We start from the raw sequence: 13632 nt of genomic DNA, 5'->3' as shown, positions 1-13632 counted from the left end.
ATGAGTAACGAGGGGCTCGCTGCGGCGAGAGATGAGGCGCGCGCGGCTCTGGATGCTGCCCGCCGATTGCAGGCCGAGGCCGCGGAGGCCGTGGCACGAGCGGAGGCAGCGGCCGCGGCGCTCGCTGCCGCGTCGGGTCCGGAGGAGGTCGCCGCCGACGTGAGCGTGGTCGCGGAGCCGACGGCCGAGGCTGCCACCGCCGAGGCTGCCACCGCTGAGGCCGGACCGACCGAGGCTCCGGAGGCGGCGCCCACCACGGCACTGGCCACTCCCGCCGCGCCTGCCCCTGGCCCCCTCCCCGAGGCCGCCGTCCAGGCTGTGCGCGCCGGCTATGCCTTCGCTGGCCCGGCCCTCGAACTCGGCGCCCTCGTCAACGGCGACGCGCGGATCGACGTGCCCGTCCGCATCCCGCTCGGGATGCTCAATCGCCACGGCCTCGTCGCCGGCGCGACCGGCACCGGCAAGACCAAGACCCTCCAGGTTCTCGCCGAGCAGCTCTCTGCGCAGGGCGTCCCCGTTTTCGCCGCCGACATCAAGGGGGACCTGTCCGGCCTCGCCACCCCTGGCACTCCGAGCGACGCGCTGCTCACCCGTACTCGCGGCATCGGGCAGGACTGGCTCCCTGAGGCGGCACCCGCCGAGTACTTCGCGCTCGGCGGCATCGGCACCGGCATCCCCGTCCGAGCCACGGTCACCGGATTCGGACCGCTGCTGCTCTCGAAGGTGCTCGGCCTGAACCACACCCAGGAGTCCAGCCTCGGCCTCGTCTTCCACTACGCCGAGGGCGCCGGACTGCCGCTCGTCGACCTCTCTGACCTTCGCGCCGTCCTCACCTACCTGGTCGGCGCCGAGGGCAAGGCCGAACTCGCCGAGCTGGGCGGCCTCTCGAAGGCCACCGCCGGGGTCATCCTGCGCGAGCTCATCGCGTTCGCCGATCAGGGAGCCGACGTCTTCTTCGGCGAGCCCGAGATCGACACTGCCGAGTTTCTGCGCCTCGCGCCCGACGGCAGGGGAGTGGTCAGCCTTCTCGAGGTCCCCGGAGTCGCGGACCGGCCGGCCCTGTTCTCCACCTTCCTGATGTGGCTGCTCGCTGACCTCTTCAACGACCTCCCCGAGGTCGGCGACCGTGACCGCCCCAGACTCGTCTTCTTCTTCGACGAGGCGCACCTGCTCTTCCGCGACGCGTCGAAGGACTTTCTCGCCGCGATCACGCAGACCGTGCGCCTCATCCGCTCGAAGGGCGTCGGCATCGTCTTCGTCACGCAGACGCCCAAGGATGTCCCGAGCGACGTGCTGGCTCAGCTCGGCTCGCGGGTGCAGCACCAGCTCCGCGCGCACACGCCAGATGACGCGAAGGCCCTGCGCGCTACCGTGTCGACCTACCCCGAGAGCGACTACGACCTCGGTGAGGTGCTTCAGGCCCTCCCGATCGGCGAGGCCATCGTCACCGTCATGAACGAGCGCGGAGCCCCGACTCCGGTTGCCTGGACGCGCCTGCGCGCTCCGCTCGGCTCGATGTCGCCGACTCCCGAGGCTGAGCGGGAGGTAAGCGTCCAGCGCTCCCCGCTGCTCGCCCGCTACGGCACCGCCCTCGACCGCGACTCCGCCCGCGAGATCCTCACTCGCCGCCTGGACGCCGCAGCCGAGGCCGACCAGGCGCGCGCCGTCGCTGAGGAGCAGGCGGACGAGGCCGCCCGCCGCGCGAAGGAGGCTGCGGCGGAGGAGACACGCCGCGCCAAGGAGCGGGCCGCCGCCGACCGCGCCGCCGACCAGGCCGCCGAGCGCTCCCGCCGCCGCACCGTGCCCACCTCCCGCAACCCCCGCCGAGGCACGTCCGTCGTCGAGGAGGTCCTCGGCTCGAGCGTCGGGAAAACTCTCCTCCGCGAGGTCGTCCGCGGCATCTTCGGTACCGCTCGCCGCCGCTGACCCCTCCTCGAGCGAGAAGTCGCGAGAGGGCATTGTCCGGTCGAGATCCGCTGCCGGAGGCGTCTCATCCTCACAACAGCATCTCGCGGAGCAACGGGTGCTAACGGATGCGTGTTAGCGTCGGTAGCGTGAGCGACAGCGGGACGACACGGGAGCGCATCCTCCGGGCGACGATGGAGCTGCTGGCCGAGGGCGGGCGGGATGCGCTGTCGACGCGGGCCATCAGCGCGGCGGCAGGAGTGCAGGCGCCCACCATCTATCGCACGTTCGGAGACCTGCGCGGGCTGCTCGACTCCGCCGCCGCCGCGGGTTTCGCCTCAGCTCTTGCCGACGTCGAGCGGAGCGAGCCCCCGGCCGACCCCATCGACGCCCTCCGCGCCGCGTGGGATCACCACGTCGCCTTCGGACTCGCCGAGCCGCACCTCTACGCACTGATGTTCACCGCCCGGCCGGGCGAGGAGTCGGAGGCGGCGCGCCTGTCCCGCGGCGTCCTCCTCGACGCGGTCCGCGCAATCGCCGAGGCTGGCCGCCTCATCGTTGACGTCGACCGCGCCGCGCGCCTGCTCCAGTCCGCCGCCCTCGGCTGCACCCTCACCCTGACCGCGCTCGCCGAGCCCGACGACGAACTCTCCCCCCGTTCGCGCGAGTCCGTCCTCGCGGCGATCACCACGGCGGAGGCGGGCCCCACCGATCCCGCGGCCCGCGCGGTCGTCGCGCACGCCGTCGCGCTGCGCACCGCCCTCCCCGAGATCGAGCCTTTAAGCCCGGGGGAGCGCCTGCTCCTCGACGAATGGCTTGGGCGTATCGCGGAGTGACGGGAGGCACAGGGCACACTCGACACGCCACCGTCTCCATCAAGAGACCGCACGCGACGTCGCGTCTCGATGCCGGATCAACGCCCACACCACTATCCGCAGAGCGCGCGAGTCGGGGTGAGGTCTCCACGGCTCCAAGAATTGGTCGGGACTGGACGATGCTGTCCTAAAGAGGTGTGATTGTGCGTCGTGATGCGGGGTGCATCACCTTGTCGCCGGGATCACCGACAAGCGGGAGCAGTGCGAGCAGCGCTTTCTCAGAATAAGCCACTCTGCGACGAAATCCACCGGTAGTCCTCGGTCTTGAGGAAAAGCCGCGGTTTCTCGGCTGGCTCGTCGCCGACCAGCGACACGGCTGCCGGTCCGAAGCCTCGAGCGCGCGTGATCGAGACGACTGCGTCAGCACTGAGCGGCTCTCTGTCGAGGTTTGCCGACAGCTCAGCGCGGACGGACTCGGGGAGCGCGGGCCACCAGTCCTCGATCTTCTTCGTGATCTCGTTCATGGCGACGACGCTACGCCCTGAAAGGGAATTGTTGCCAGTACCACCAACGTCACAGCCACCGCCGCGGGTCAGTAATGCGCTCGGCACTGCGCGATCTCAAGGTCGCCATCATCGGTGACCCGATACACAAGGCGGTCGCCGAGTGTGATTCGCCGTGAGTACCAGCCTTCAAGCTCGTACTTCAGCGGCTCTGGCATACCTAAACCTTGGTAGTGAGACCCCCGCCGAATCTCCTTGATGAAGTCGTTAAGTTTCCGAAGATCCTTTTTGTGCTGCGGCGCGTGCCACTCCTGGTACTCGTCCCACGCGTCATCGGACCAAATGATCCTCAATCGGTGGTGTGATCGCGACCCTCGCCACGAGTGAGCTGTCTTACGCTCCGCAGGAGTCGGTCGCGGTTACGGCCCGAGAGAAGATACTCTGACGTGTCCTGGCCAGGAGCTGGCCCCCTCCGAACAACGCGAGGTCGTCCGGTGAGCAGAAGCAAGAGCTGCGCGAAGGCTCCAGGGCGGTTGCGGTCAGCGCCGTGTCGGTGACTGATAGCGGTCACGGTCTGCTCCCTCCGTATGCAGTTCCAGCCCCCAGCCGATGATGTCCGCGGCTGGTGGGCGGATGCCGTTCTGACTGATGCTACCCAACGACGCGGCTGAGTGTCGGCGTCAACGTGTGGGTTGTCGTGGAGCGGGTCGGGTGTCCGGCTTCGCTGACTTCCACCAACAGCGCGAAAACGGTGCCCGTGCTGGCGAGAGCTACGGACACCGTTCGCGGAGGATGGGGGATTCGAACCCCCGAGGGCTTTCACCCAACACGCTTTCCAAGCGTGCGCCATAGGCCACTAGGCGAATCCTCCTGGCGCGACCGTGGCCGCGACTCATCGATACTAGCCGGTGTCGGAGCCGACCGCCGACCACGACCGGTCCTGGGCGCGCTCGGCGAACCTCGACGTCGGTTAGACTATCTTCCGGCTCCCCGCGTGGCGCCATCCAGGCCAACTCCCCCAGGGCGGAAACGCAGCAAGGGTAACCGGGCTCTGGCGGGTGCGCGGGGGGTCTTCCTCGTTAATGGGCGGCTGGGTCTTCACCGGGCGGTTGCGTTGTGGGCCTCGGGACGCCCGGGCCGCGGGCGGAGACGCTCCTCCACAGCCCCCACAACTGCACCCCTTTTCCCTCCCTGGCCTCACACTCAGCCAGCCGCAGCGACCCCCTCGGTAGGCTGGCTCCGATGGTTCAGAGCATCTACATCTCGTCCGCCGAAGGTCACTCGGGCAAGTCCACGGTCGCCCTCGGCGTCCTCGACGCGCTGAGCAGTCAGGTGCAGCGGGTCGGCGTCTTCCGCCCGATCGCCCGCTCCACGTCCGAGCCCGACTACGTCCTCGAGATGCTTCTCGGGCACGCCGACTCCGGCCTGGCCTATGAGGACTGCATCGGTGTGACCTACGAGGATGTCCACGCCGACGGCGAGGCCGCCCTCTCGCGCATCGTCGAGCGCTACAAGGGCGTCGAAGCCCAGTGCGACGCGGTCGTCATCCTCGGCTCCGACTACACCGACGTCGGCAGCCCGACCGAACTCGGCTACAACGCCCGGATCGCCGCCAACCTCGGCGCCCCGGTCCTGCTCGTGCTCACCGGCCGCGACCCCTCCCGGAGTGAGCAGCTCGGTCAGGCGCCCGCCCGCACACCCGAGGAGATGCGCCAGATCACCGAACTCGCCTCGGTCGAGCTGCGCACCGCCCACGCGAGCCTCATCGGAGTGATCGCGAATCGCGCCGATCCGGGCACTGCGGCCGAGGCGGTCGCCGCCATCCGCGAGACCATCCCCGCGTCCGTTCCCGTCTGGGCGATTCGCGAGGACCCGTACCTCGTCGCTCCCAGCCTGTCTCGCCTGGTCGAGGCGGTGGACGGCGTGGTCGTCGCCGGCGACCCCGAGCTGCTCGGCCGCGAGGCGCTCGGCGTGGTCGTCGCCGGCATGTCGATGGTCAACGTTCTGCCTCGTCTCACTGAGGGCGGAGTGGTCATTGTCCCCGGTGACCGCCCCGAGGTGGTCCTCGCGGTGATCATGGCCTACGCCTCCGGCACCTTCCCGACGGTGACGGGCATCATCCTCAACGGCGGGTTCGAACTGCCCGAGCCGATCGTGCGTCTGATCGAGGGCGTCGACACCCCGCTGCCGATCATCATGACCGAGCTCGGCACCTACGACACCGCCGTTCGCGTCACTGCCGCCCGCGGGCGTCTCGCCGCCGATTCACCGCGCAAGCGCGACACCTCGCTCGCGCTGTTCCAGGAGGCGGTCGATGTCGTCGAGCTGCTCACCCTGCTCGACGTCGGCCGCTCCGAGGTCGTCACGCCGCTGATGTTCGAGTACGGCCTTATCGAGCGCGCCCGCATCGCCGACCGCCACATCGTCTTGCCCGAGGGCGGGGACGACCGCATCCTCCGCGCCGCTGCGACTGTGCTCAAGCGCGGCATCGCCCGGCTGACCATCCTGGGCGAGGAGAGTGAGATCCGTGCCCGTGCCGCCGGTCTGGGCCTCGACCTCGACGGCGCCCGCGTGCTCAGCACCCTCGACCCCGAGCACCGCGCTCAGTTCGCCCAGGAGTACGCTCGCATCCGCGCGCACAAGGGCATCACGTACGACCACGCCTACGACACCGTCACCGACGTCTCTTACTTCGGCACGATGATGGTCCAGCTCGGGCTCGCCGACGGCATGGTCTCGGGAGCAGCGCACACCACCGCGCACACCATCCGCCCCGGCTTCGAGATCATCAAGACGAGCCCGGGCGTCTCGGTCGTCTCGAGCGTGTTCCTGATGGCCCTCGCCGATCGGGTCCTTGTCTACGGCGACTGCGCGGTCAATCCCGACCCCACCGAGGCTCAGTTGGCCGACATCGCGATCTCTTCCGCCGAGACCGCGCAGCAGTTCGGCATCGACCCGCGCATCGCGATGCTCTCCTACTCCACCGGCGAGAGCGGAGCGGGGGCCGATGTCGAGAAGGTCCGCGCCGCGACGGCGCTGGTGCGTGAGCGCCGGCCCGATCTGCTCGTCGAGGGGCCGATCCAGTACGACGCGGCAGCGGATGCGGCGGTCGCCGCCTCGAAGATGCCCGGCTCGCAGGTCGCGGGCCGCGCGACCGTGTTCATTTTCCCGGACCTCAATACGGGCAACAACACCTATAAGGCCGTGCAGCGCTCGGCCGGTGCCGTGGCGATCGGCCCCGTGCTGCAGGGCCTCCGGAAGCCGGTCAACGACCTCTCACGAGGCGCCCTCGTGCAGGACATCGTCAACACCGTCGCCATCACGGCTATCCAGGCCGCGACGCAGGCCATCGTCCCGCCGACCTCCGCTATCCCCGTCGTGCGCTAGCGGCGGGTCGCCGCCCCCTCCCGACCCCGATCCCCCCCAGGAGTCCCTCATGTCCGTCGTCCTCGTTGTCAACAGTGGTTCGTCGTCGTTCAAGTACCAGCTCATCGAGATGACGACCGAGGAGACGCTCGCCAGCGGCCTCGTCGAGCGGATCGGTGAGGAGACCGGCCGCACGAAGCACACCCGCGACGGGGAGTCCTTCGAGATCGAGGCACCGATCCAGGACCACACCGCGGGCTTCGCCGCGATGATCCGCGCATTCGGCGAGCACGGTCCGAGCCTTGACGAGTTCCCGCCTGTCGCAGTCGGCCACCGCGTGGTGCACGGCGGCAAGCGCTTTTTCGAGCCCACTGTCGTCACCGACCTGGTCAAGATCAACATCGAGGACCTCGCCGACCTCGCACCGCTGCACAATCCCGCCAACCTTGAGGGCATCGAGGCGGCACAGAAGGCGTTCCCGAACGTCACCCACGTCGCCGTCTTCGACACTGCTTTCCACCACACGATCTCCGACGCCGCGTCGAGTTACGCCCTCCCCATCGAACTCGCCGCGAAGCACCGCATCCGGCGCTACGGCTTCCACGGCACCTCGCACAAGTTCGTGTCGGAAGCGGCGGCGGCCTATCTCGGCCGCCGCCGCTCCGACCTCAAGACGATCGTGCTGCACCTCGGCAACGGAGCCTCCGCCTGCGCTGTCGATGGCGGCGCCTCCGTCGAGACGTCGATGGGGATGACCCCGCTCGAAGGTCTCGTGATGGGCACGCGCTCGGGCGATCTGGACCCGGCCGTCGTCTTCCACCTCGTGCGCAAGGCCGGGCTCTCGATCGACGATCTCGACGCGCTCCTCAACCGGAGTAGTGGACTGCTCGGCCTCAGCGGTCACAGCGATATGCGCGACGTGCAGGAGGCGGCTGAGGCGGGCGATGAGCAGGCCCGCGCCGCGCTGGAAATCTATTACCACCGCCTCCGCCACTACATCGGTGCCTACTACGCCCAGCTCGGCCGGGTCGATGCCATCGTCTTCACGGCAGGAGTCGGCGAAAACGTCGCCGCCGTCCGTGCCGGCGCCCTCCGCGGCCTCGAAGGCCTCGGCATAGAACTCGACCACGTACGCAATACCGCGCACGACCGCGGCGCCCGCCGTATCTCGACCGATGATTCGCGCGTCGCCGTCCTCGTGATCCCCACCAACGAAGAACTGGAAATCGCCCGGGAATGCTTGTCTGTCGTGTAGCGGCTCCGCCGCTACACGACCGCGGTTGGCTTGTGCAGGGGGTGCGTTTCTAGGAGCGGGGAGCGTCGGGCTGCCCGGAATCGCCGGCATGCGATTACGGGCCGTGCCCTCCTCCTTCCAGAGATCGAATGTGGGGAAGGGGAAGTGAGGTGCGCTGCCGCGCGGGCGGTGCGAGCAGCTCCTGTGCGCAGGACACGGCCGGGCTGGTGTCGGAGGTCGCGGCTACTCTGTACGGGTGGTTGCAGCCCTGTATCGCCGGTACCGGCCCGAGACGTTCGCCGAGATGATCGGCCAGTCACAGGTGACCGATCCGCTGATGACGGCCCTGCGCACCAACCGCGTCAACCACGCCTACCTCTTCAGCGGTCCGCGCGGCTGCGGCAAGACCACCTCGGCGCGCATCCTCGCCCGCTGCCTCAACTGCGCCACCGGCCCCACCGACACCCCGTGCGGTGTCTGCGACAGTTGCGTCGAACTCAGCCGCGAGGGCCAGGGTTCGCTCGACGTGGTCGAGATCGACGCGGCGAGTCACAACGGAGTCGATGACGCGCGAGACCTGCGCGAGCGCGCCATCTTCGCGCCCGCCCGCGACCGGTTCAAGATCTTCATCCTCGATGAGGCGCACATGGTGACTCCGCAAGGCTTCAATGCCCTGCTCAAGATCGTCGAGGAGCCGCCGGAGCATGTGAAGTTCATCTTCGCGACGACCGAGCCCGACAAGGTCATTGGCACGATCCGCTCCCGCACCCACCACTATCCGTTCCGCCTTGTCCCGCCTGCCCAGATGCTCGACTACACGCAAGAGCTTTGCGAGCGAGAGCGCGTGTACGTGTCTGCCGGCGTGCTGCCGTTGGTGGTGCGAGCAGGTGGCGGCTCGGTCCGCGACACCCTCTCCCTCCTCGACCAACTCATGGCCGGCTCCGAGGCCGAGACCATCGAGTACGAGCGAGCAGTCGCGCTCCTCGGCTACACGCACGGCGCGCTGCTCGACGAGGTCATCGACGCGCTCGCTGAGCACGACTCGGCCGAGGCATTCGGAGCGGTCGATCGGGTTATCCAGACGGGTCAGGATCCCCGCCGCTTCGTCGAGGACCTTCTTGAGAAGCTGCGCGACCTCATCGTCGTTGCGGCCACGGGGGGTGCTGCCTCCGCCGTGCTGCGTGGCGTCTCGCAGGACGAACTCGACCGGATGGCCGGCCAGTCGCGCGCACTCGGTCTGGCAGAGCTCTCGCGGATCGCCGACGTGGTCAACGACGCGCTGACCGAGATGACCGGCGCGACCTCGCCGCGCCTTCACCTCGAGCTGATGATCGCGCGCACGCTCGTCCACGGCACCGGAGCGGGCATCACCCCCGCACCGCTTCAGGAGGAGCGCTCTCGACACGTCCAGGAGTCTCGTCCCGCCGCGGTACAGCCCCCGACCGGGCCGACGCGCGTCCCCGAGCAGGCCCGAGCCTCCCACGCCGCCAACCCCGGCTCCGTGCCGGAGACGATCGCCGCCGCTCCACGGACCGAGGCGCCGGTCACGGCCTCGACTCTGGTCGACGCGCCGCCCGTGACGGTGCCGGAGCAGCGGTCCCGGACGGACTCACCACAGCCGGGTCCTGCACTCGAGGCGAGTGCGCCGTCGCCTGCGCGAGTCCCGGACGGCGACGACTCCCGCACCGCCGACGCGCCTCCCGTTGACGCCGGGATCTCCCTCCAGCGCATGAAGGACACGTGGCCCGAGATCCTCGAGGTCGTGCAGAAGGCGAAGATGACCGCCTGGCTCGTCGCGTACACCGCGCAGGTCCGCGCTCTGCAGGACGACGTGCTCACGCTCTCGTTCCCGAGCCAGAACGACGTCGAGTCGTTCAAGATGCCCGGCACAGCGGGACAACCCGGCGTCAGTGAGTACCTGCGACAGGCGATCCAACAGGTCCTCGGTCTCAGGGTCAAGTACATCGCCCGGGTCGAGCCGCGCGCCGCGGCTCCGGAGGCGGAGCGCGCGGCGGTCGAGGTACCAACCGCACCGCCTCCCGTGGCCGAGACCCCGAGCGACGGCGACGGCTGGACGACGGTCGCAATTCCTACCGATCCGGCTCCCGTGCCCACCGCAGAGCCTTCGCCTGCACAGGCACCTGCCGCCGAGGTCGTCGTCCCTGCCAGGCCGGAGGCCGCCTCCGCAGAGCCCGCTCACCGGCCGACCGCTGACACGCCCCCCTCCGCGACGCAGGCCCCTTCCGTCGCCGAGCCCCCCTTCGACCAGGAGCCGCCAGAAGAGGACATGCCGCCGGTCGAGCCGCCGATGCCCGACTCTTGGGCCACTGTTTCTCCTCCGGGAGAGCCCGCTCCGGAGCCCGTCGCCCCGCCTCGGACGAGTGCTACTCCCGAGCGTCCCGCGCCCGCGGCGCGTCCCGTGACCCGCACCACCCGCGCGGCCACAGCCGACGGGCGTCAGCGCTACGGCGAGGCCGTGGTACGCGAGATCCTCGGCGCGCAGTTCATCGAGGAGCAGCCGCACACGCCGCGCGGACCCCGCGTGACCGGCGCATGACTCGCAGCATCGTCCACCTCTCCGCCGACGTTCCGGCGGCGCTTCCTGTCCACCCCATCCGAGAGGAGGCGACCGCATGTACGAGGGCATCGTCCAGGAGCTGATCGACGAGCTCGGTCGGCTCCCCGGCATCGGTCCGAAGTCGGCCCAGCGCATCGCATTCCACATCCTGCAGACCGAGACCTTCGACGTCACCCGCCTGGCCGAGATCCTGCTCGAACTGCGCAACCGTGTGCACTTCTGCGACATCTGCGGCAACGTCGCCGAGGAGGCGACGTGTGGCATCTGCCGAGATCCGCGCCGCAGCCGTGCGGTCATCTGCGTGGTCGAGGAGGCAAAGGATGTCCCGGCAATCGAGCGCACCCGTGAGTTCCGCGGGCTGTACCACGTCCTCGGCGGGGCCATCAGCCCGATCGACGGCATCGGCCCCGACCAGCTCCGCATCCGCCAGCTTCTGCAACGCCTCGCTGACGGGGAGGTGCAGGAGGTCATTATCGCGACCGACCCCAACCTCGAGGGCGAGGCCACGGCCACCTACCTCTCGCGCATGCTCAGCACCCTCGGCATCCGCATCACCCGGCTCGCGTCCGGCCTGCCGGTCGGAGGTGACCTCGAGTACGCCGACGAGATCACCCTCGGTCGCGCCTTCGAGGGTCGCCGCCTCGTCGAGAACTGACACGGCAGCACCCGGCTCCGCTTCATGGCCCCGTCGGCATGCCGCCACCGGTAGGCTCGGCCGTCGGGTCGCGACGGCGCCCCACCCACCGACCCGGGAGTAGCGCGTGAGCCTGATCGTTCAGAAGTTCGGCGGGTCCTCCGTCGCCGACGCGGAGAGCATCAAGCGGGTCGCCAAGCGCATCGTCGCCACGAAGCAGGCCGGCAACGATGTCGTCGTTGCCGTCTCGGCGATGGGCGACACGACCGACGATCTGCTTGAGCTCGCCCATCAGGTGACGCCGATTCCGGCTCCGCGCGAGCTCGACATGCTCCTCTCCTCCGGCGAGCGGATCTCGATGGCCCTGCTCGCGATGGCCATCAAGAGCATGGGTTACGAGGCCCGGTCCTTCACCGGCAGCCAGGCCGGCATGATCACCGACGCCCAGCACGGCGCCGCACGCATCGTCGACATCACGCCGGTCCGCCTGCGTGAGGCGCTCGACCAAAACGCGGTCGTCATCGTCGCGGGTTTCCAGGGTTTCAACCGCGACACGAAGGACATCACCACCCTCGGCCGGGGCGGATCCGACACCACGGCGGTCGCGCTCGCTGCGGGCCTCGGCGCTGACACCTGCGAGATCTACACCGACGTCGACGGCGTCTTCACGGCCGATCCGCGCGTCGTCAAAAAGGCCAGAAAGCTCGACCGCATCTCAAGCGAGGAGATGCTCGAGCTCGCGGCGGCCGGCGCGAAGGTCCTGCACATCCGCGCCGTCGAGTTCGCCCGCCGCCACGGAGTCACGCTCCACGTGCGCTCCTCCTTCAGCCCCAACGAGGGCACCATCGTCTACAACGCCGAGACCGCCGGCATCGAGCAGAACGGACAAGCCGTGGAAGAGCCCATCATCGCCGGAGTCGCCGCCGACCTGAACGAGGCGAAGATCACCGTCGTGGGAGTACCGGACATCCCGGGCAAGGCGGCGCAGATCTTTACGATTGTCGCCAAGACCGGCTCGAACATCGACATGATCGTGCAAAACGTCTCGGCTGCGGCAACCGGCCGCACAGACATCTCGTTCACGCTGCCCAAGGCCGACGGCCAGACCGTCCTGATGGCACTCAATGCCGAGAAGGACGAGGTCGGCTTCGAGTCGCTGCAGTACGACGACCAGATCGCCAAACTCGCTCTCGTCGGCGCCGGAATGCGCACCAACGCTGGTGTCTCGGCCAAGCTGTTCCGCTCCCTCTACGAGGCGGGGATCAACATCGAGATGATTTCGACCAGCGAGATCCGCATCTCGGTCGTGACCCGCGCGGACACGGTGAACGATGCCCTGCGCGTCGTGCACACCGCGTTCGGCCTTGACGGGGACGACGAGGCCGTCGTCTACGCCGGCACCGGCCGCTGACGTCCGGGATCGACCCGATCCGTCGGATCCCCGGTACCGTCTCCCTCGGTACCTCCGCCAGGAGCGGCCCGCGCGCCGCACGGACGAAAGAGCACAGCATGAGCAGAACCCCCCTCCACGTCGGAGTCGTCGGCGCGACCGGACAGGTCGGCACGGTGATGCGCCGGCTCCTCGAGGAGCGCGACTTCCCGATCGCGTCGATCCGCTTCTTCGCGACCGCTCGCTCGGCGGGTACGACGCTGCCCTTCCGCGGCGAGGACGTCGTGGTCGAGGACGTCGAGATCGCCGACCCCGAAGGCCTCGACATCGCCCTGTTCTCAGCCGGAGCGACGGGTTCGCGCGCGCAGGCACCCCGCTTCGCCGCAGCCGGAGTCACTGTGATCGACAACTCCAGCGCCTGGCGGATGGACCCCGAGGTGCCGCTGGTCGTCAGCGAGGTCAATCCGCACGCCATCGACCATGCGGTCAAGGGCATCATCGCCAACCCCAACTGCACGACGATGGCGGCGATGCCGATCCTCAAGGTCCTCGACCGGGAGGCCGGCCTGACCCGCCTCATTGTCAGCACCTATCAGGCCGTCTCAGGCAGCGGTCTCGCCGGCGCCAACGAGCTGGCTGGCCAGGTCCGGGCCGCGGTCGCCGATGAGCACCTGCTCGACCTCGTCCACGACGGGTCCGCGGTCGCCTTCCCGGCTCTCACCACGTACGTCGCGCCGATCGCCTTTGACGTGATCCCCTTCGCCGGGAACCTCGTCGAGGACGGCTTGAACGAGACCGACGAGGAGAAGAAGCTCCGCAATGAGAGCCGCCGCATCCTCGAACTCCCCGACCTGCTCGTCTCGGGGACCTGCGTGCGTGTGCCGGTTTTCACCGGCCATTCGCTCTCGGTGAACGCCGAGTTCGCGCGGGCGCTCAGCCCGGACCGGGCGCGCGACCTGCTCGCCGACGCTCCCGGCGTCGTCCTCCGCGAGGTGCCGACGCCCCTCGAGGCCGCGGGCAAGGACCCCAGCTACGTCGGCCGCATCCGCGCCGACGAGGGCGCCCCGGAGGGTCGCGGTCTCGCCCTCTTCATCAGCAACGACAATCTGCGCAAGGGCGCGGCGTTGAACGCCGTGCAGATCGCGGAGCTGATCGCGGCGAAGCAGCCCGTCGCCTGACTCGCGGAGGGCCGAGGCCGAGCACGCCG

Annotated in this window: 10 protein-coding genes, 1 tRNA gene and 1 other RNA gene; 9 read left to right on the top strand and 3 right to left on the bottom strand. The window is 69.3% G+C overall.

Features of this window, described 5'->3' with window-relative positions; genetic code table 11:
• Together HRF29_RS06635 and HRF29_RS06630 are read left to right on the top strand one after the other, a co-directional pair.
• A complete protein-coding gene (locus HRF29_RS06635; protein WP_173246600.1) occupies positions 1–1926 on the top strand; it encodes a helicase HerA-like domain-containing protein in 1926 nt (641 codons plus the stop codon).
• 128 nt (positions 1927–2054) lie between these two features.
• The gene (locus HRF29_RS06630; RefSeq protein ID WP_222929610.1) at positions 2055–2741 is read left to right on the top strand and encodes a TetR/AcrR family transcriptional regulator; all 687 of its coding nucleotides are present in this window, start codon (positions 2055–2057) and stop codon (positions 2739–2741) included.
• Between the two features lie 257 nt (positions 2742–2998).
• Here the strand turns inward: HRF29_RS06630 and HRF29_RS06625 are convergent, their stop codons facing one another.
• The 3 genes from HRF29_RS06625 to HRF29_RS06615 form a co-directional block, all read right to left on the bottom strand.
• Positions 2999–3244 carry a hypothetical protein gene (locus HRF29_RS06625; RefSeq protein WP_173246594.1) on the bottom strand — a complete coding sequence of 82 codons (246 nt, stop codon included), beginning with the start codon at positions 3242–3244 and terminating at the stop codon, positions 2999–3001.
• Between the two features lie 68 nt (positions 3245–3312).
• The gene (locus HRF29_RS06620) at positions 3313–3576 is read right to left on the bottom strand and encodes a Txe/YoeB family addiction module toxin (protein ID WP_173246591.1); all 264 of its coding nucleotides are present in this window, start codon (positions 3574–3576) and stop codon (positions 3313–3315) included.
• 433 nt (positions 3577–4009) lie between these two features.
• Positions 4010–4094, bottom strand: a tRNA-Ser gene (locus tag HRF29_RS06615).
• A gap of 110 nt (positions 4095–4204) precedes the next feature.
• On the opposite strand from HRF29_RS06615, the gene ffs reads away from it, so the two are divergent.
• The 7 genes from ffs to HRF29_RS06580 all read left to right on the top strand — a co-directional run bounded on the left by ffs (position 4205) and on the right by HRF29_RS06580 (position 13603).
• Positions 4205–4301, top strand: an RNA gene (ffs, locus tag HRF29_RS06610) — signal recognition particle sRNA small type.
• Between the two features lie 164 nt (positions 4302–4465).
• Positions 4466–6610, top strand: coding sequence for a phosphate acetyltransferase (gene pta, locus HRF29_RS06605; protein WP_173246588.1), 2145 nt, complete (start codon positions 4466–4468; stop codon positions 6608–6610).
• Between the two features lie 49 nt (positions 6611–6659).
• Complete coding sequence (locus HRF29_RS06600) at positions 6660–7844, top strand: acetate/propionate family kinase (RefSeq protein WP_173246585.1); 1185 nt, start codon at positions 6660–6662, stop codon at positions 7842–7844.
• A gap of 235 nt (positions 7845–8079) precedes the next feature.
• Positions 8080–10380 carry a DNA polymerase III subunit gamma and tau gene (locus tag HRF29_RS06595; protein WP_173246582.1) on the top strand — a complete coding sequence of 767 codons (2301 nt, stop codon included), beginning with the start codon at positions 8080–8082 and terminating at the stop codon, positions 10378–10380.
• A 76-nt stretch (positions 10381–10456) separates the two neighbouring features.
• Positions 10457–11056 (top strand): recombination mediator RecR, encoded by a 600-nt coding sequence (gene recR, locus HRF29_RS06590; protein ID WP_123447702.1) that lies wholly within the window; start codon positions 10457–10459, stop codon positions 11054–11056.
• 106 nt (positions 11057–11162) lie between these two features.
• On the top strand, positions 11163–12446 hold the full coding sequence (locus HRF29_RS06585; RefSeq protein ID WP_173246579.1) for an aspartate kinase: 1284 nt from the start codon (positions 11163–11165) through the stop codon (positions 12444–12446).
• A gap of 98 nt (positions 12447–12544) precedes the next feature.
• Positions 12545–13603 carry an aspartate-semialdehyde dehydrogenase gene (locus tag HRF29_RS06580; protein ID WP_173246574.1) on the top strand — a complete coding sequence of 353 codons (1059 nt, stop codon included), beginning with the start codon at positions 12545–12547 and terminating at the stop codon, positions 13601–13603.
• Positions 13604–13632: the final 29 nt, after the last annotated feature.

The organism is Rathayibacter agropyri (assembly GCF_013249015.1).
GTDB classification, from domain to species: Bacteria; Actinomycetota; Actinomycetes; order Actinomycetales; family Microbacteriaceae; genus Rathayibacter; species Rathayibacter agropyri.
Note: the sequence above shows the minus strand (reverse complement) of the source record. Positions and strands in the feature narration are given on the sequence as shown.